The sequence below is a fragment of the Streptomyces fagopyri genome (genome assembly GCF_009498275.1).
In the GTDB taxonomy this organism is placed as follows: domain Bacteria; phylum Actinomycetota; class Actinomycetes; order Streptomycetales; family Streptomycetaceae; genus Streptomyces; species Streptomyces fagopyri.
This window is the reverse complement of the sequence record NZ_CP045643.1, coordinates 7,564,452-7,583,003: the sequence shown is the minus strand read 5'-3', so window position 1 is coordinate 7,583,003 and position 18,552 is coordinate 7,564,452. Positions and strand designations below refer to the sequence as shown.

At 71.8% G+C, this 18,552-nt stretch carries 16 protein-coding genes; 5 read left to right on the top strand and 11 right to left on the bottom strand.

What is annotated here, in order from left to right; translation table 11 throughout:
• The first annotated feature begins 21 nt into the window (after positions 1-21).
• Positions 22-1,233, top strand: coding sequence for an MFS transporter (locus GFH48_RS32830; protein WP_153291710.1), 1,212 nt, complete (start codon positions 22-24; stop codon positions 1,231-1,233).
• Here the strand turns inward: GFH48_RS32830 and GFH48_RS32825 are convergent.
• Together GFH48_RS32825 and GFH48_RS32820 are read right to left on the bottom strand one after the other, a co-directional pair.
• On the bottom strand, positions 1,193-1,660 hold the full coding sequence (locus GFH48_RS32825) for an acyl-CoA thioesterase (RefSeq protein WP_153291709.1): 468 nt from the start codon (positions 1,658-1,660) through the stop codon (positions 1,193-1,195). The genes GFH48_RS32830 and GFH48_RS32825 overlap by 41 nt on opposite strands.
• A gap of 121 nt (positions 1,661-1,781) precedes the next feature.
• On the bottom strand, positions 1,782-3,056 hold the full coding sequence (locus GFH48_RS32820) for an alginate lyase family protein (protein WP_153291708.1): 1,275 nt from the start codon (positions 3,054-3,056) through the stop codon (positions 1,782-1,784).
• Positions 3,057-3,177: 121 nt separating this feature from the next.
• Between GFH48_RS32820 and GFH48_RS32815 the strand changes: the two genes are divergently transcribed.
• The 3 genes from GFH48_RS32815 to GFH48_RS32805 all read left to right on the top strand — a co-directional run bounded on the left by GFH48_RS32815 (position 3,178) and on the right by GFH48_RS32805 (position 6,555).
• Positions 3,178-4,587 carry a uracil-xanthine permease family protein gene (locus tag GFH48_RS32815; RefSeq protein ID WP_153291707.1) on the top strand — a complete coding sequence of 470 codons (1,410 nt, stop codon included), beginning with the start codon at positions 3,178-3,180 and terminating at the stop codon, positions 4,585-4,587.
• A 272-nt stretch (positions 4,588-4,859) separates the two neighbouring features.
• Entirely contained in the window at positions 4,860-5,555 is a 696-nt protein-coding gene (locus tag GFH48_RS32810) for a DUF5995 family protein (protein WP_153291706.1), read from the top strand.
• Between the two features lie 70 nt (positions 5,556-5,625).
• A complete protein-coding gene (locus GFH48_RS32805) occupies positions 5,626-6,555 on the top strand; it encodes an LLM class F420-dependent oxidoreductase (RefSeq protein WP_153291705.1) in 930 nt (309 codons plus the stop codon).
• Between the two features lie 73 nt (positions 6,556-6,628).
• Here the strand turns inward: GFH48_RS32805 and GFH48_RS32800 are convergent, their stop codons facing one another.
• The 7 genes from GFH48_RS32800 to GFH48_RS32770 all read right to left on the bottom strand — a co-directional run bounded on the left by GFH48_RS32800 (position 6,629) and on the right by GFH48_RS32770 (position 15,179).
• Positions 6,629-8,323 carry a flavin monoamine oxidase family protein gene (locus GFH48_RS32800; protein WP_153291704.1) on the bottom strand — a complete coding sequence of 565 codons (1,695 nt, stop codon included), beginning with the start codon at positions 8,321-8,323 and terminating at the stop codon, positions 6,629-6,631.
• A 56-nt stretch (positions 8,324-8,379) separates the two neighbouring features.
• Entirely contained in the window at positions 8,380-9,168 is a 789-nt protein-coding gene (locus tag GFH48_RS32795) for a carbon-nitrogen hydrolase family protein (protein WP_153291703.1), read from the bottom strand.
• Positions 9,169-9,669: 501 nt separating this feature from the next.
• On the bottom strand, positions 9,670-11,151 hold the full coding sequence (locus GFH48_RS32790) for an HAD-IA family hydrolase (protein WP_228121057.1): 1,482 nt from the start codon (positions 11,149-11,151) through the stop codon (positions 9,670-9,672).
• 71 nt (positions 11,152-11,222) lie between these two features.
• The gene (locus GFH48_RS32785) at positions 11,223-12,302 is read right to left on the bottom strand and encodes an ABC transporter ATP-binding protein (protein WP_407698677.1); all 1,080 of its coding nucleotides are present in this window, start codon (positions 12,300-12,302) and stop codon (positions 11,223-11,225) included.
• Positions 12,303-12,304: 2 nt separating this feature from the next.
• Positions 12,305-13,138: an ABC transporter permease gene (locus GFH48_RS32780; RefSeq protein ID WP_153291700.1), complete on the bottom strand. Its 834-nt coding sequence runs from the start codon at positions 13,136-13,138 to the stop codon at positions 12,305-12,307.
• Positions 13,123-14,025 carry an ABC transporter permease gene (locus GFH48_RS32775; RefSeq protein ID WP_153291699.1) on the bottom strand — a complete coding sequence of 301 codons (903 nt, stop codon included), beginning with the start codon at positions 14,023-14,025 and terminating at the stop codon, positions 13,123-13,125. Before GFH48_RS32775 ends, GFH48_RS32780 begins: the two co-directional genes overlap by 16 nt.
• Positions 14,022-15,179, bottom strand: coding sequence for an ABC transporter substrate-binding protein (locus GFH48_RS32770; RefSeq protein WP_153291698.1), 1,158 nt, complete (start codon positions 15,177-15,179; stop codon positions 14,022-14,024). Before GFH48_RS32770 ends, GFH48_RS32775 begins: the two co-directional genes overlap by 4 nt.
• Before the next feature lie 211 nt (positions 15,180-15,390).
• On the opposite strand from GFH48_RS32770, the gene GFH48_RS32765 reads away from it, so the two are divergent.
• A complete protein-coding gene (locus GFH48_RS32765; RefSeq protein ID WP_153291697.1) occupies positions 15,391-16,131 on the top strand; it encodes a GntR family transcriptional regulator in 741 nt (246 codons plus the stop codon).
• Positions 16,132-16,293: 162 nt separating this feature from the next.
• Here the strand turns inward: GFH48_RS32765 and GFH48_RS32760 are convergent, their stop codons facing one another.
• Both GFH48_RS32760 and GFH48_RS32755 read right to left on the bottom strand, forming a co-directional pair.
• Positions 16,294-16,746, bottom strand: a complete 453-nt coding sequence (locus GFH48_RS32760; protein WP_037621108.1) for an Lrp/AsnC family transcriptional regulator — start codon at positions 16,744-16,746, stop codon at positions 16,294-16,296.
• 10 nt (positions 16,747-16,756) lie between these two features.
• Complete coding sequence (locus tag GFH48_RS32755; RefSeq protein WP_153291696.1) at positions 16,757-18,223, bottom strand: amino acid permease; 1,467 nt, start codon at positions 18,221-18,223, stop codon at positions 16,757-16,759.
• Positions 18,224-18,552 lie beyond the last annotated feature (329 nt).

Genomic DNA, 18,552 nt, shown 5'->3' with positions numbered 1-18,552 from the left:
GGAGCCGGGAGGGCGGGAAAGATGAGCGATGTGGTCCAGGACCTGGGCGAGGTGAAGCGGGCCCGGTACGCCGTGGCCGCGGTGTTCGCTGTGCACGGAGCGGTGACGGGCTCGTTCGCCACCCGCGTGCCCTGGATCCAGGACCACGCGTCCGTCAGCACGGGCCAGCTCGGGCTGGCCCTGGCGTTCCCCGCCGTCGGCGCCTCCCTCGCGATGCCGCTGGCGGGCCGGATCAGCCACCGCTTCGGCGCGCGGACCGCGCTGCGCGGGCTGATCTCGCTGTGGACCCTGGCGCTGGTCCTGCCGTCCGTCGCGCCGAACCTCTACACCCTGTGCCTGGCCCTCTTCGTCTACGGGGCGACGGCGGGCATGGCGGACGTGGCGATGAACGCGCTCGGCGTCGAGATCGAGAACCGCCTCGGCAGGTCGATCATGTCGGGACTGCACGGCATGTGGAGCGCGGGCGCGCTGGTCGGGTCGGCGGGCGGCACCCTCGCGGCACACCTCGGTTCGGACGCGCGCGTGCACCACGTTCTGGCGGCCGGGGTCCTGACCGTCCTGGGTCTCACCGCGTGCCGGTGGGTCCTGGACCTGCGGCCGACCGAGGACGAGGTGCCCCCGCCGCGCTTCGCGCTGCCGCCGAAGTCCGCGCTGCTCATCGGCGCGATCGGCTTCTGCGCCGTGTTCGCCGAGGGCGCGAGCCTGGACTGGTCGGCGGTCTACCTGAAGGACGAGCTCGGCACCTCGGCCGGGCTCGCGGCGGCGTCGACGACCGGCTTCATGCTGACCATGGCGGTGGCCCGGCTCGTGGGCGACGCCGTGGTGAACCGGTTCGGCGCGGTGCGCACCGTGCGGGCCGGCGGGGTCCTCGCCGTGCTCGGCGGACTGCTCGTCGTCGTCGCGGACGATCCCGCGGTCGCGATGGGCGGCTTCGCCCTGCTGGGCCTCGGGATCGCGGTCGTCGTCCCGCTCTGCTTCGCCGCGGCGGGCCATGCCGGGCCGAACCCCAGTCAGGCCATCGCGGGCGTCGCCACCATCACGTACACCTCGGGTCTGGTCGCGCCGAGCGCGATCGGCTCGCTGGCCCAGGCGACCAGTCTGGTGGTGTCGTTCGGACTGGTCACGATCCTGGCGAGCGGACTGACCGTGTTCGCGGGTGTGCTGCGCGCGGGCGAGCGCGACCGCCCGAAGGTCAGTCGTCCGAGCGAAGCAGTTCCCGGCCCACGGCCCTGAAGCGGTCGCTCCACGACGTGGGGCGCAGCGTGCCGGCGTCGAGCCGCACCAGGACCCGGGTCCCGCGCGCGTAGGTGACCGCGCCGTCGGCCGAGCAGAGGCGGAAGCCGTACGTCAGTGCGGTGTTCCCGAGCCGCTCCAGCCACAGGTGGACGGCGTACGCGCCGGGCCGGGTGACCGGTGCCTCGTAGCCGATCCGGAGTTCCCTGACCGCGTTGCAGGAGTCGCCCGCGGCCTCCCAGTCCCCCTCGAAGCCGAAGCCGTTCTCGTTCCAGTACGCGGTCCAGGCGCGTTCGACCAGCACCGGGTAGCGGGCGTTGTGGAGGAGACCCAGTGCGTCGAGGTCGTCGAAGTGGACCGTGACGGGGAGCAGTCTTCCGTACGGGAGGGCGGGGGCGACGGGGGCGGCGGGGGCTTCGGCGGTCACGGGCGGGGCTCCTGAGGGTGCCGGAGGGGCGGTGGGGGCACCCCATCCTAAGCAGCCGCTCAGGAGCCCCTGATCAGGGTGTTCGTACGCCGCCGGGTCGGCCCGCGCACGAACCGCCGGGTCAGCCCGCGATCGAGTCGAGCTGCTCCGCGGCCGGCCGCAGCGCCCAGAGGTCGCCGCCGGGCGGCGCCTCCAGCCGCGCCACCGCGGCGCGCGCCGCACGGTCCCCCGCGTCGGCCGCCGCGTGCACGACGTCGCTCGCCGCGAAGCGGTGGAACTCCAGTTCCGGGTACGGCCACGGGGCGGCTCCCGTGGCGGCGGGCAGCAGTTGGTCGACCGCCTTGAACAGGCTCTGCCCGTCCGGCCCCCGGTACGCCCACAGGTCCACTCCGACGTGCCGGCCGATGGCGGCGAGGCGGGTGTAGGCGACGAGGTCGAAGGTCGAGTAGTGCCAGCTGCGGGTGCGGGCGAGTTCCTGCGGCTGGGTGCCGTCGGCGGCGATCTGCGGGTCGATGCGCCTGGACCGCGCGTCGAGCACGGTCCGCCGGGCCAGGTCCCGGTCGCCGGTCGCGTACGCCAGGGCGGCGAGCTGCATGTCGTAGAAGGTGCCGTGGTTGTTCGCGGCGGCACCCTCCTCGGTACCGAAGTCGCTGTCCAGCAGCCAGTCGCGGAAGTCCACGTTCCAGGAGCGCATGGCGGTGCGGTCGGTCCTCGACCAGCCGGGGGCGCCGGTGTCGAGGATCGCGACGGCGTCCAGGACGCTGGTGTAGGACTGCGAGAAGTCGATGATGCCGATGGCCCGGCCGTCGTACTTGCAGGGGATGAACTGCCCGTGGTCCAGGTTCGGGTTCATCCGGGTGGCCGGGGCGAGGAACCAGGTGCGCAGGACGGTGGCGGCCTTCTGGGCGTACTGCTTCCTGCCGGTGTAGTACCAGGCGAGCGCGAGGTCGTACGTCGAGTCGAAGACCTTCTCGACGTCCTGGCGGTCGGTGCCGGTGTCGACCTCGGGATTGCGCTGTCCGTCGCGCTGCACATAGGGGCAGCCCCACGGGTTGTCGGCGGTCGCGGGCCGCGAGGGCCACCAGTAGGGGGCCTGGCTCAGGTAGTCGTGGACGTCGCCGCCGGGGGCGGGCTTCGGCTTGTCGACGACCGTCCAGGGCCCCTGGTCCAGCCAGCCGTCGGCGCGGGCCGTGAGGTCCGCGACCGTGTGCCGCAGCCCGGCGTCGCCGTGGTCCAGGCGGATCTTCGTCCGTTGCAGCCGGGCGCCGTCGAGGACCGCGGTGGCGGGGGCCTTCGGTGTCGAGCGGCCCTCGTGAGCCGAGGCGCTGGGGACGACGGCGGCCGCGAGAGCGACCACGGCCGCCAGGACCACGCCCGCACGGGGTCTTCTACCCATCGAGCACTCCGATCAAATATGTGAACGCAGTTCATGAGTGGGACCGTGCGAGCGTAGAACCGCCAGTTAGCCGTGACAATGGTCCGGACACATTCACGTACAGAGAAAGCGAATCCGCACCATGGATCTCGGCGTGCGCTGGAAACTGCACGGCGACGGGCGCAACCCCGCGCCCGGGGCCGTCGTCCGCCCCGATGAACGCCTCTCCTGGCCGCGCACCGTCGGGCTCGGCGCCCAGCACGTGGTGGCGATGTTCGGGGCGTCCTTCGTGGCGCCCGTCCTGATGGGGCTCGACCCGAACCTCGCGATCATGATGTCCGGCGTCGCGACGGTGATCTTCCTGCTCGCCACCCGTGGCCGGGTGCCCAGTTATCTGGGCTGCTCGCTCTCCTTCGTGGGCGTCGCCGCGATCATCCGCGCGCAGGGCGGCACCACCGCGACGGTGACCGGCGCGGTGTTCGTCGTGGGCGTCGTCCTGTTCCTGGTCGGGCTCGCCGTGCAGCGGTTCGGTGCCCGGATCATCCACGCCGCGATGCCGCCGGTCGTCACCGGCGCGGTCGTCATGCTCATCGGTTTCAACCTGGCCCCGGTGACCGCGTCCACGTACTGGCCGCAGGACCAGTGGACGGCGCTGCTCGTGATGCTCTTCACGGGGCTGTCGGTGGTCTGTCTGCGCGGATTCTGGTCACGGATCGCGATCTTCCTCGGCCTGCTGTTCGGATATGTGATCTCGTGGCTCTTCGACCGGGTCTTCGGGAAGATCCACTCGGTCGGCGCGGGCGGCAAGGTCACCGACCACTGGCGGCTGGACCTCTCCGGTGTCGGCAGGGCGGACTGGATCGGGCTGCCGCACTTCCACGGCCCCTCGTTCCAGTGGTCGGCGATCCTCGTCGCGCTGCCGGTCGTGATCGCGCTGGTCGCCGAGAACGCGGGCCACGTCAAGGCGGTCGGCGAGATGACGGGCGACCCGCTGGACGACAGGCTGGGCACCGCGATCTCCGCGGACGGCGCCGCCTCGATGCTCTCCACGGCGGTCGGCGGCCCGCCCAACACCACGTACTCCGAGAACATCGGCGTGATGGCAGCGACACGCGTCTACTCGACCGCCGCCTACTGGGCCGCCGCCGGATTCGCCCTCCTGTTCGGCGTCTGCCCCAAGTTCGGCGCGATCGTCGCGGCGATCCCGGGCGGCGTCCTCGGCGGCATCACCGTGATCCTGTACGGCATGATCGGCCTGCTCGGCGCCCAGATCTGGCTGCACGGCCGGGTCGACCTGCGCAATCCACTGAACCTGGTACCGGCCGCGGCGGGCATCATCATCGGTGTCGGCGGCGTCACCCTGAAGTTCACGGACACCTTCTCGCTCAGCGGCATCGCGCTCGGCACGCTCGTCGTGATCACCGGTTACCACGCGCTGCGGGCGATGGCGCCGGCCCATCTCAGGACCGGGGACCCGCTGCTCGACTCGGGCACGTCGGCCTACGACGAGGACGGCGCCTCCGAGGACCCGGACCAGCGCGCGGGATCGTAGACGGCGGCGCGCGAGGGTGTAGGCGGCGGCGCGCCGGGGTGCAGACGGCGGCGCGCCAGGGCGCGGCCTCCGGCACCGCACCGGATCACGGCACCCCGCAAGGCCGGGCGTGCGCACTTCTCCCCGGCCGCGGCCGGGCGCCGGGCCGCGGGGGTCCGGCGCGTACCGCCGCCCCCACGGGCGTCACTCCCGGCAGGTGTGTTTTCCCCCGTTCTGGGGACGCGCCCGGCCAGGCGGCTCGTCCGTCGGCCCACGGCTGGGACCCTCCCCCCATGGCGCAGCTGGAACAGTTCACCGCTCCCGTCCACACGGTCGTCTCGCGGATGCGGGCCCTGGAGGCATCCCTGCCGGAGCGGGACGGGGTCGCGGTCTTCAACCATGTCTATCTCACCGTCACCGAGGAGATCGACCGGCACCTGAACGCCGGGGAGTTCCCGGATCCCGGGGCCGCGGCCACCCTGGACGTACGTTTCGCCGAGCGGTATCTGACGGTGGCCGAGGACGGATGCCCGCCCGCCTGCTGGCGGCCGCTGCTGCAGTTCCGGCGCCATCCCGGAGTACACCCTCTACAGTTCGCCCTCGCGGGCGTCAACGCGCACGTCGGACACGATCTGGCGCTGGCCGTCGTGGAGAGCTGCCGCACGCTCGATTGCGAACCGGCGGACCTGGAGGACGAGTTCGAGCGCGTGGGCGACCTCCTCGTGGCGATGGAGGAACGTGTCCGCGAGGATCTGATGCCGGGGCCCGACCTCCTGGAGGTCGCCGACCCGCTCACGCATCTGCTGGGCGCGTGGAGCCTGGAACGGGCGCGCGACGCCGGCTGGTCGGCGGCGCGGACGCTGTGGGCGCTGCGCGGACTCCCCGGTCTCGCCCGGGAGTTCGAGGACCATCTCGACGCGGCGGTGGGCCTGACCGGACGGATGATGCTGACCCCGCTGGGGGACCGAACCGGCCACCGTGGAACGTAAGCCCGTAGATCTCCCGGTGATCGCTGTACGTTGACCGGGCATCTCACCGACGTGCGAAGGAGCGACTGGTATGGCGATCCGGCTCGGACTCGGCCTTCCGCAGATGAAGCAGTACGACATCGGGCGCGATGTGCCCGCGGTGGCCCGCGCCGCCGAGGAGACCGGCTACGAGAGCCTGTGGGTGTTCGAGCGGGTGCTCTTCCCCGAACCCGCCACCCAGGGGCTGTACGGGGTTCCGGGGCTGCCCTGGCCCGAGACCTACCGCTCGGTCGCCGAGCCGCTGGTGACCCTGACCCTGGCGGCCGCGTCGACCGGACGGGCCCGCCTCGGCACCAGCGTCCTGGTGGCGCCACTGCACATCCCCTTCCAGCTGGCCCGCTCGCTCGCCACGCTGGACGCCGCCAGTGGCGGCCGGGTGGTGGCGGGCCTCGGCACGGGCTGGTCCCACGACGAGTACGCGGCGGCCGCCGTGGCGCCGTTCGAGAAGCGCGGCAAGGTCCTCGACGAACTCCTGGACGTGTGCGCGGCGGTCTGGGGACCGGACCCGGTGTCGTACGAGGGCGAACTCACCACCGTCGCCCCGTCCGAGGTCGGCCCGAAGCCCGCGCGCCCGATCCCGGTGTACCTCCCGGCGAACAGCCCGAGGGCCTCACGGCGGCTGGTGGACCGCGCGGACGGCTGGATGCCGACCGCGCAGGGCGCCGACCGGTTCACCGAGGAGTGGACCCGGCTCAAGGAACTGGCCGCCGAGCGCGGCAGGTCACGGCCGATCGAGGTCTGTGTCCGCGTGAACGCCCGGTACACCGCCAAGCCCTACGAGGGAGCCGAGCGTCCGCTGTTCACGGGCAGCGCCGCCCAGATCGCCGAGGACCTGGCCGCACACAGGGTGGACGGGATCGGGGAGTTCCTCCTCGACCTCCAGGCACCACTGCGTGACGCCTCCGAACTCGTCGACGTCGCGGCGGAGGTGTACGGGCTGGCCCGCGCGGCCGGAGTCTGAGCACCGTGGCCGGAGTCCCGGAACCGTGACCTCTCCGGCCTCTCCGACGGCCCCGGGCCCGCGGTCGCGGACATCAGTCCTCGGGCAGTTCCACCGGCGCGATCTCGTCGTAGACGTCGCCCGGCCCGGGGTTGGTCGGGTCGGTTCCTCCGCCCAGCTGGTGCATGACGCCCCAGACCGCGTTCAGCGCGGTCTGCACGGCGCCCTCGGCCCAGCCGGCCGTCCAGGAGATGTCGTCGCCCGCGAGGAAGATGCCCCGCTTGTCCTCCGGCAGCACGTCCTGCATGAAGTGCGTGAACAGACGCCGCTGGTAGCGGTAGTGGCCGGGCAGGTTGGCCTTGAACGCCCCCATGAACCAGGGCTCGTTCTCCCAGGAGACGGTCACCGGGTTGCCGATGACGTGCTTGCGGATGTCGACCTTCGGGTAGATCTCGCCGAGCGATTTCAGCATGACCTCCATCCGCTCGTTCGCGGACAGCGGCAGCCACTTCAGGCTGTCGTCGCACCACGTGTACGAGAGACAGATGACGGCGGGCCGGTCCGGACCCTCGTCCAGGAGGTAGGTGCCGCGGGTCATCCGGTCGGTGAGCGTCATCGACATGACGTCACGCCCGGTCGTCTCGTCCTTGTCGAGCCAGAACGGACGGTCGACGGGCACGAAGAGCTTGCTGGACTCCATGTAGTGGGTCCGCTCCATCGCCGTCCAGTGGTCGATCGGGAAGAGCGAGTCGTCGCAGGCGATCTTCGACAGCAGCAGCCAGGACTGGGCGGTGAAGATCGCCGCCTGATAGGTGCGGATGTCGCCGTTCGCGTCCGTCACGGTGATCCGGTTGCCCGACGTACGCGTCAGCCGGGTCACCGCCGGCCGCGGGGCGCCGTCGTGCAGCGAGGCCAGCGAGGTGCCGGGCGCCCAGTGGACGATCTTCACCGGCTCCCGCTCCCAGAGCCTCAGCGGAAGCTGCTGTGAGCCGCCCACGATGCCGCGGTGGTGGTCGTCGGCCTCGGTGTAGACGACGCGCAGGATCTCGAGGATCGAGTTCGGGAAGTCGGTGTCCCAGCCGCCCGTGCCGAAGCCGACCTGGCCGAAGATCTCGCGGTGCCGGAAGGACTTGAAGGAGTCCGAGTCGCAGAGGAAACCGTAGAAGGTCTGGTTGTCGAGCTTCTCCACGAGCTTCGCCCAGATCTCACGGATGCGCGGGACGTCACGCTCGCGCATGGCCCGGTTCATGTCGGAGAAGTCGGCGCCCTCTTCGAGACAGGCGTTCCAGGCGTTCATCACGTCGCGGTAGACCTGCGGCAGGTCGTCGACCGTGGTCGCGTAGTGCGACTCGCCCTTGAGGTCGACGACCGTCGACGGTGTGGTCTCCGCGAGCGGGTTGGGGAACGGCCGGGTCTCCAGTCCCACCAGGTCGATGTAGTGCTGGAGGGCGGTCGACGACGGCGGGAAGCGCATGGCGCCCATCTCGGCCGTCAGCGAGGGGTCGCACCCCTCGAAGCCGACCGTGCGCAGCCGGCCGCCGATCTGGTCGGCCTCGTACACGACGGGCTTGAGGCCCATCTTCATCAGTTCGTAGGCGGCCACGATGCCGGAGAGACCGCCGCCTATGACCGCGACCTCGGTGCCGTGCTCGGTCGCGGGTATCTGGCCGAGGCCCGCGGGATGCGCGAGGAAGTCGTCGTACGCGTACGGGAAGTCCGGGCCGAACATGGTGATCGGCGGCTGCTGCACGTCGGTGTGCTGGACGGCGGTGGGCACCGTGGACGTCATGGGGTACGGACTCCTTGCGACAAAGCTTCGAGGGGGGAGGGTTGAGAGACCGGACGTCAGGCGAGCGACCCGTAGAGACCGGGGCGGCGGTCCTTCAGATACGGGTTCGCCTCACGCGAGGCCGCGAGGAAGTCGGGGTCGGCGTCGGCGAGGACGATCTCCTCGGCGCGCCCGGCGCGGGTGCGGGCGATCCCGTCGGGCCCGGCCAGCGTGGACAGCCCGACGAACTCGAACTCCCCCTCCTCGCCGACCCGGTTGACATAGGCGACGTACATCTGGTTCTCGAAGGCGCGGACCGGGACGACGGACTCGGCGACGAACTGGAAGGGGTGCATCTGCGCGGTCGGCACCACGAGGAGGTCGGTGCCGGCGAGGGCGTGCGCCCGGACGTTCTCCGGGAACTCCACGTCGTAGCAGATCATCAGGCCGACACGGAGGCCGTTCAGCTCGGCCTGGACCACCGGCTGGTCGCCCGGGGTGAAGTGGTCGCGCTCGAAGCAGCCGAAGAGGTGGGTCTTGCGGTAGTTCGCGAGCCGGGTGCCGTCGGCGGAGATCAGCTGCGCGGAGTTGTGGACCCGCTCGCCGGAGCGCTCGGGGTAGCCGTAGGCGACGGCCACGCCGTGCCGGGTGGCGATCTCGGCGATCGCGTCGGCGGCGTCTCCGTCGGCGGGCTCGGCCAGACGTCCGATGTCGTCGCCGATCGCGTAGCCGGTGAGGAACATCTCGGGTGCGGCCAGCAGCCCGGCACCGGCGGCGGCGGCGCGGCCCGCGGCCTCGTCGAGGACCTTGAGGTTCTCGACGACCGAGCCGGGTCGGCCGGAGCTCTGGAGCAGGGCTGTGCGCATGCGTGTTCCTCACCGGTACGGACGGGTTTGGGGGCCAGGTAGACGGTACGGTCGCCGGGCCGGCGTGGACAAGGAGGAGCCGTTGCGTGCCGGTGAACGAATCGTTGCGTGCGGGGGCCGTCCGGCGGTGATTTGTTGCGGAGGCCCTCTGGGGGCCTCCGGTGTCGGTTCCGGGGCTTCGCCCCGGGTCCCCGGGGGTGGTGTCGGGTGGGGTGTCCGGTGCGGGTGCGTGGGGGCTTGGCGCGCCGTTCCCCGCGCCCCCTTCGGGGCCACTCCGTGCAGTGTCGGGTGCGGGTGCGTGGGGGCTTGGCGCGCCGTTCCCCGCGCCCCCTTCGGGGCCACTCCGTGCAGTGTCGGGTGCGGGTGTGTGGGGGCTGAGCGCGCCGTTCCCCGCGCCCCCTTCGGGGCGCCTCCGGGCGGTGTTCTCCAGCGGTGTCCCCCGAAAAAAAAGAGGCCCGCCCCGCGCTCCTCGGAAGGGTGCCGGGCGGGTGGGGAAGCGGGCTAGTCGAGGGTGAACGTGGTGAGTACCGCGGCGTGGTCCGAGGGCCAGGCGTTCGTCGCCACGTCGGGCCAGGCGCGCGGGGTGCCCGTGACGACCGTGCGGGAATCGAGTACACGCAGGCCGCGTCCGTCGTGCAGGACGAAGTCGATGCGGTCCTGCGGCTCGGGGCGGCCGCTGCCGTCCTCGTGCTCGGTGTGGACCGGCGACCAGGTGGTGCCCGGGTCCCGCAGCGCGTCGGGGTGGGCCTCGCGGTAGGAGTCGCGCAGGCCCGCCTCCTCGGCCGCCGTGGTCACCGGCCAGGCGACGTCGGGCCAGTCCAGGTGCGAGGGGCTGTTGAAGTCGCCGACCAGGATCACGGGGACGGCCGGGTCGGCCGCGGCGTCGATCTCGCGCAGGATCTCCCGCATCTGGCCCAGTCGGCCGGCCTCGTGGGCGATCAGCTCGGACGCGGGGAGTCCGTCGAAGCGGGCCTCGTAGGGTCCGTACGGCGTGTAGTCGAGGTGGCTGCTCCAGACGGCCACCTCCTGGCCGCCGTCCAGCCGGATCCGCACCCCGGTGCCACCGTAGAAGCCGACCTCCGGGTCGCCGAGGCGGGCGGTGATCGGGTGGCGGCTGATGATGCCGAGGTTGTCACCGGCCCGGTGGTGGTGCCAGCCGAGGGCCTCGGCCAGTTCCTGTGCCGCGTTCCCGTACGTCTCCTGGAGGCCGACCACGTCCGCGCCGGTCTCCGTGATGACCTTGAGCTGCTTCTCCCGGTGATCGTCGACCTTGGTGCCGCCGTACCAGAGGTTCCAGCTCATCACCCGCAGTTCGCGAGGCGCCAGCATGCCCCGCAGGCGGTCCGGCGTCACCTCCTCCAGGCTGGTGAGGACCGTACGTCCGGGGGCCGGGTCGATCGGCGCGAGCGAGGGTACGGCGAGCACCGCGCACCCGGCGGCCTCGGCGGAGGCGACGCCGGTCTCGGTGTCCTCGACGGCCACGCACAGGGCGGGCTCGACACCGAGGGCGCGGCAGGCGGCGAGGTAGGGATCGGGGGCGGGCTTGGTGTGCTCGGTGTCGTCGGCGGTGACGGAGGTGGCGAAGTGCGCGGCGCCGAGCGCGTCCAGGACGGTGTCGGCGACAGCGCGTGGCGAGGCCGTCACCAGGGCGGTGGGGACACCCTCCCGCGCCAGGTCCCGCAGGAGCCGCAGCGCGCCCGGCCGGGGCACGATCCCGGTCCGGACGCGGTCCGCGAACTCCCGGTGCAGCCCGGCGGCGATGCCCTCCGCCGGAGTCCCCGTGACCGCGCCCAGCCAGTCGGCGGTGTACTCGACGGGCCGTCCGAGGACCTCCGGCTGATCCGCCCCGGTGAGTGGGCGCCCCAGCCCGGCGGCCACCTGTTCCACCGCCTCCCACCACAGTCGCTCGGTGTCCACGAGCGTGCCGTCCATGTCGAAAAGGACTGCCTGGAGCGGGAGTCGGGGGGTGGCGCGGTGGGTCACGTCGTTCTCTTTCATCAGTGGGGGGAGGTCCGGTGGAGCGAGGTCCGGCGGGGGGCCGGGAGCGGGGCCGGTCAGTGCGCTCGCTCGGCGACCAGTACCGGCCGCTCCGGCAGACGCACGGTGACGGCCGCGCCCGGGGCGAGCGCGGCGGCCTCGTGCGTGGGCAGGTCGGCCTTCACCTCGGTGCCGTCCGCGAGCCGCACGGTGACACGGGTGGCGGCCCCGAGGAACGCGCCGGCCACGAGCCGGGCGTCACCGGCGTCGTCGGCCTCCACCCGTACCGCCTCGGGCCGTACCAGTACGTCCACCTCCCGCGCGTCGGGCGCGTCGCCGTCGACCGGCAGCCGCTGTCCGAGCACCTCGACCGTCGTGGCCTCCAGCCGGCCCGGGATGCGGCTCATCGTGCCCACGAACTCGGCGACGAACGCGGTGGCGGGACGCCCGTACAACTCGGCGGGAGCCGCGCACTGTTCGAGCCGCCCGGACCGCATCACGGCGACGCGGTCCGCCATGGACAGCGCCTCCTCCTGGTCATGCGTGACGAACAGGGTGGTGATGCCGAGTTCCTGCTGCAGCCTGCGGATCTCCTCGCGCAGGCTGAGCCGCACCTTCGCGTCGAGCGCCGAGAGCGGTTCGTCGAGGAGCAGGACGCGTGGGCGCAGGGCGAGGGCACGGGCCAGCGCGATGCGTTGCTGCTGGCCGCCGGAGAGCTGGTGGGGGAAGCGCTCTCCCTTGTCGGCCAGGCCCACGAGGTCGAGGAGTTCGGCGGCGCGGGTGCGGCGCTCCGCCGTCCGCACCTTGCGCATGCGCAGCCCGAAGGCGACGTTGTCGAGGGCGCTGAGGTGCGGGAAGAGGCTGTACGACTGGAAGACCATGCCGGCGTCGCGGCGGTGGGCGGGGACGCGGGTGACGTCCTCGCCGTCGACCAGCACCTCGCCGGAGTCGGGGTGTTCGAAGCCGGCGAGCATGCGCAGCGCGGTGGTCTTGCCGCAGCCGGACGGGCCGAGCAGGGCGAGGAGTTCACCGGGCCGCGCGGTCAGGTCGAGCCCGTCGAGGGCGACGGTCGTGCCGAACGCCCTGCGCAGGCCTCGGAATTCGACGGTGGCGGCCTTCTCCACGGCCGGGGCGGTGTTGTGCGTGGTGAGGGTCATGGTCATCCCCGGGAAGCGGTACGGGAGCGCCCGCCGAGTCCGGCGAGCGAGAGGAGCAGTGCCCAGGTGACGAGCAGGCTGAGCACGGAGACGGCGACGGAGAGCTGGGCCTGCGAGCCGCCGATGCTGTAGATCCACACGGCGAACGGCTGGAAGCCGAGCAGCTGGGCGACGGTGAACTCGCCGAGCACCAGCGCCAGGGTCAGGAAGGAGGCGTTCAGGAGCGCCCCGCGCAGGTTGGGCAGCACGACACGCACCAGCGCCTGCGGCCAGTTCGCCCCGCAGCTGCGCGCCGCCTCCACGAGGGTGCGTACGTCGACGGCGCGCAGTCCGGCGTCCAGGGCCCGGTACACGAACGGCAGGGCCATCACGACGTAGGCGAGGACGAGCACGAACGGGAAGTCGGGGTTCTGCAGCGCCACGAACGTCTGGAACAGCGGGGTGTGGGAGAGGTGTTCGGGCCCCCACTTGAGAACGGTGGAGATCCCGGCGACGAACGCGATCGGCGGGACGACCAGCGGCAGCGAGCAGACCACCTCGACGAGGGGCCGCAGTTTCGGGGCGCTCAGCCGCAGCGCGACCATCGCCGGCACCATCAGCAGCAGGACCACCGCGATGGTGGCGGCGGCCAGTTCCAGCGAGAGCAGCAGGCTTGCGGTGAAACCGTCGGCACCGACGATCTGGCTGTAGGCGTCGAAGGTGATCCCCTGGTTCGGGACGTCGACCGTGAAGACCAGGGACGCGGCGAGCGGGACGAGGAAGTAGAGCCCGGCGAAGGCCAGGACGACGCCGCGCCAGGGGCGCGGCCGCGGGGACTTGTTCACGCTTCCAGCCATCGCGCGCTCCGTCGTTGCAGGGGCAGGTACACGGCCATGACCAGGCCCGCGACGAGGACCATGTCGAGGCTGAGGGCGAGCGCCACGTTCTCCTGGCCGACCAGGACGTTGCCGGAGATGGCGTCGGCGATCTGCAGGGTGACCAGCGGGACCGCGCTGCCCACCATGGCCGCGGCGGTGGCGTACGCGGCGAAGGCGCTGCCGAAGAGCAGCACCAGGCCGCCGAGCAGTGAGGGCGCGAGGACGGGGAGGGCGACATGCCGCCAGTACTGGACCCCCGTGGCGCCGTTGTTCTGCGCGGCCTCGCGCCACTGGGAGCGCAGTCCGTCCAGGGCGGGCGTGATGGTGAGGACCATCAGCGGGATCAGGAAGTAGAGGTAGACGATGACCAGTCCCCAGAAGCTGTAGAGGTTCCAGCCCTTGTCGGACAGGCCCAGGTGCCGGGTCAGGACGCCCGCGTTGCCGAGGGTGGCGACGAACGCGAAGGCCAGCGGGACACCGCCGAAGTTGGCGAGGACACCGGACGCGGTCAGCACGGCCTCGCGCAGCGCGCGGAAGCGGGAGGTGACCACGGCCTGGGCGAGCAGCAGTCCGAGCACGGTCGCGAGGGCGGCCGAGACGGCGGACAGCTTGACGCTGCCGACCAGGGCGGTGAGGTACGCGCCCTGGAGCGAGGCGGTCAGGTTGGCCGTGGTGTACGAAGCGGCACCGGTGGCCTGGTCCTTGACGGTGAAGGCGCCGTTCAGCATGGCCAGGGCGGGAACCCCGAAGGCGATGGCGACGAAGGCGAGCAGCGGAAGGACGGCGAGCGGGCCGACGGCGCGGCGCCGCCGCTGCCGTGGGGCAGCGGCGGGCACCGTGTCGGCCTCGGTGAGGGCGACGGTCATCCGGAGACGGCCTTGCCCCAGCCCTGGGCGAGGACGCCCTTGGCCTTGGTCTGCTGGTCCTCGGTCGGGAAGGTCGGCGTGCCCGAGACCTTGGGGAGCGCGGCGGCGGCGGTCTTGTCGAGCGTGCCGGCCTTGTCCATGGCGGGCATCAGGGCCGGGCGGGCGTATCCCTTGAGCCAGAGGTTCTGGCCCTCGGTGCTGTAGAGGTACTCCTGCCACAGGCGGGCGGCCGCGGGGTGCGGGGCGTCCTTGTTGATGGCCTGGGAGTAGTACTGGGAGTACTGGCCGTCCGAGGGGACCGTGACCGTCCAGTCGAGGCCCTTGGAGTTGAACTCGTCGGCGTAACCGGCGTTCAGGTAGTCCCAGTCGATGCTGATCGGCGTCTCGCCCTTCTCGACCGTGGCCGGGGTCGACTCGACGGGCGTGTAGTTGCCGTTCTTCTTCAGCTTGCCGAAGAAGTCGATGCCGGGCTGGATGTCGTCGAAGGAGCCGCCGTTGGCGAGGGCGGCCGCGTACACGCCGCCGAACGCCGAACCCGACTTGGTGGGGTTGCCGTTGAGGGCGACCTGGCCCTTGTACTGCGGCTTGAGCAGGTCCGCGAAGGTCTTGGGGCACTCCTTGACCTTCTTGGCGTCGCAGCCGATGGAGACGTAGCCGCCGTAGTCGTTGAACCACTGCCCCTTCGGGTCCTTCTGGGCCTCGGGGAGGTCGGCGAAGGCGGTCACCTTGTAGGGGGCGAGCAGGCCCTGCTGGGCGGCGCTGAGGGCGAAGGAGCTGCCCAGGTCGAGGACGTCGGGCGCGCGGTCCTGGCCCTTGCGGGAGGTGACCGCGTTGATCTCGTCCTGGCTGGAGCCGGCCGGGTTCTCCACGTCGATCTTGATGCCGTACTTCTTGGTGAAGCCGTCGATCAGCGCGCCGTAGTTGGCCCAGTCACGGGGCAGCGCGATCGCGTGCAGCGTGCCCTCCTTCTTCGCGGCCTTCACGAGGGCGTCGAGACCACCGAAGTCCGCGGCGGAGGTCGCGGTGGCCGCGCTCTTGCCGTCGGCGGTGGTCGCCTTGTCGTCGGGGGCCGCGCCACAGGCGCTGAGGGCGAGGGCGGCGGCGACGGCGAGGCCGCCGGTGAGGACGGCGGTCCTCGGCAGGAACACGGTCACGGTCTCTCCAGGAGTACGCACGAGGGTGTGAGCAAGCGGGGCACTTGTCTGAACAAGTTGACCCCAGTAGGCCCGGCGCTGGTGTCCTGTTCGTAAACAGCGGCGAAACCCTGAGCCCCGATTCCCTGCACAATCCCGCACTGCCCAGATCACCGTCCGATCTCGATTAGGCTGGTCACGCTGTGCACAGCAGCCGGATCAGAGGGGAAGCATGGGGGCGCGACACGAGGAGATCGCCGACGAGCTGCGGCGGGCGATCGACCGCGAGGAGTACACGGTGGGCAGTCTGCTGCCCGCGGAGACGGACCTCGCGGCGCAGTACGGCGTGGCGCGCGGCACGGTCCGGCAGGCCGTCGCGGCCCTGACCGCCGAGGGTCTGATCGGCTCCCGCCAGGGCGCGCGCCGGGTGGTGCTGGCCAGCCGCCGCAGCCAGAGCTTCGCCGAGCTGCGCAGTTTCGCCGAGTGGGCGCGCACGATGGGGCGGGAGGCGACGGGACACGTGGTCGAGCAGACGTACCGTCCGGCGGCCGCCGAGGATGCCGTGCGTCTCCAACTGCCTGAGGGGACCGCCGTGTTGCATGTCCTGCGGGTGCGCGGCCTGGACGGCGAGCCGGTGCTCCTGGAGCGGACGGTGTACGCCGACTGGATCTCCCGTGCCGTCGAGGCCATCGAGCCCGACTGCCCCTCCGTGACCCAGCGGCTCTTCGAGGACACGGGTCTGGTCTTCGCCTACGGCGAGCACGTCATCGACGCGGTGGCGGCGGGCGCCCAGGACGCCGACCTCCTCGGCATCCGCCGCACCAGCCCCCTGCTCCGCGTCCGCCGCGTCACCACGACCCGCGAAGGACGCCCGGTGGAGTGGTCGGACGACCGTTACCGCTCGGACGCCGTGAGCTTCAGCGTGCACAACTCGATAGGGAACAACGCCATGGCGAGGAAGACGGCGGAGTAGGAACACGACGGGGACAGGGCCGCGCCCTTCGGGACCGCGGACACCCGTGCCCTTACAGGAGTGCGGGGAACTGCGTCCTTCAGGGGCGCGGGGAGCCGCGCGACCAGCCACACACGACCCGCGGCCGAGGACTCAGCCCTCCCCGCCCCCGGCTCGTCCCCTCTACGTGGGCGACCCCGACGAGAACCGCCGCAGCAACGGCGAGAGCACCAGCACGGACTTCGTACGCTCCACGAACGACTCCCCCGCGATCCGCTCCAGCACACGCTCGAAGTGCCGCATGTCGGACGCGAAGACCTGGACGACCGCGTCCGCCTCCCCGGTGACGGTGGAGGCGGCCACGACCTCCTGGTACCGCTCCAGCCCCCGCTGGATCGTCTCCGGTGAGGTGTTGCGCCGGCAGTAGATCTCGACGAAACCCTCCGTCTCCCAGCCGAGCGCGGCCGGGTCCACCCGTACCGTGAACCCCGTGATGGCACCGGTCGCCCGCAGCCGGTCCACCCTGCGCTTCACGGCCGGCGCGGACAGGCCGACCAGTTGGCCGATGTCGGCATAGGAGCGGCGGGCGTCCTCGGCGAGGGCGTGCACGATGCGTTCGTCGAGATCGTTCAGCACTGCGGGTGGTTCACTTCTCTACGGTGGCGATACGGGAGCGGCGGTAGCCGTAACTGAAGTAGAACACGAGCCCGGCGGCCATCCAGACTCCGAAGACCACCCAGGTGACGGCCGAGAGGCTGCCCATCATCCAGACGCAGAGCGCGAAGCCGATCGCGGGCAGCACCGGCGACAGCGGCACCCGGAAGGTGCGCCGCATCTCCGGGCGCGTCCGGCGCAGCACCACGACGGCGACGTTGACCAGCGCGAAGGCGAAGAGCGTGCCGATGCTGGTGGCGTCGGCCAGTTGGCCGAGCGGGATCGCCGCGGCCAGGACACCGCAGAACAGCGAGACGATCACGGTGTTGGCGCGGGGCGCGCCGGTCTTCGGGTGGACCCGCGAGAACACCCTGGGCACGAGTCCGTCCCGGGACATGGCGAAGAGGATGCGGGTCTGGCCGTAGAGCACGGTCAGGACGACGCTGGCGATCGCGACGACGGCACCGGCCGCGAGCAGGGTCCCCCAGAAGGTCTGCCCGGTGACGTTCCTCATGATCTCGGCGAGGGCGGCCTCCGAGTCGTTGAACCGCCGCCAGGGCTTCGCGCCCACCGCGACGGCCGCGACGACGACGTACAGCGCCGTCACGATGACCAGCGAGAGCATGATCGCGCGGGGCAGGTCGCGCTGCGCGTCCTTCGCCTCCTCACCGGCCGTGGAGGCCGCGTCGAAGCCGATGTACGAGAAGAAGAGCGTGGCCCCGGCCGCGCTGACGCCCGCCATGCCGAGCGGCATGAAGTGCTCGTAGTTGCCGGACTTGAAGCCCTGGATGCCGATGGCGCAGAACAGCAGCAGCGCGACGATCTTCACGGCCACCATGATCGTGTTGGCGCGCGCGGACTCCTTGGCGCCGCCGAGCAGGAAGACCATCGCGAGCAGGACGACGATCAGCGCGGGCAGGTTGAAGACGCCGCCGGCACCGGGCGGCGCGGAGAGCGCGTCCGGGACGGTCACGCCGATGGTGCCGTCGAGCAGCTCGTTCAGGTACTCGCCCCAGCCGACCGCGACGGCGGCCACCGACACGCCGTACTCCAGGACCAGGCACCAACCGCAGATCCAGGCGATGAGTTCCCCCATCGTCGCGTACGCGTACGAGTACGAGGAGCCGGCGACCGGGATGGTGCCCGCCAGTTCCGCGTACGAGAGGGCGGAGAAGAGCGCCGTGAGACCCGCGATCACGAAGGAGAGGGTGACCGCCGGACCGGCCTTGGGGACGGCCTCGCCGAGGACCACGAAGATTCCGGTGCCGAGCGTGGCACCGATGCTGATCATCGTCAGCTGCCACAGACCGAGCGAGCGCCGCAGGGTGCCGCCCTCTCCCTGGCCGCCCTCGGCGATCAGGCGTTCCACGGGCTTGCGGCGCATCAGACGCGCGCCGACACCCGGGGACGGTGGGGCGCTCTGGGTACGGGACTGCGGGGGTGCGCCGGGATCGAGCACGCGCTGGCTCCTTCATCGCTGCCGGTCGAGAGGCGGGGACCGGCGGCGCCCCCTACAGGAGGGACCCACCGAGCGGAGTCCCCGCCACGCCATGTACAGCGCCCGACCCTATGAGCCGGGCCTTCACGGGCGTAATGCGGCAACCTTGCGCGTCTCCGCAAGATCATTGCGTTCATCACGGTCCTGCGCGTGTTCGTTGCGCGGGCCCCTTCGAGGGTCGCGCACGCCGTCCCCGGGCCGCCGGACGGGCTGGTGCGGGCGGCCCCGACCGCGGGGGGACCGGCGGCCGGTGCGTGAACGCCGGACGGCCCGCGCGGGCTCACCGCGGG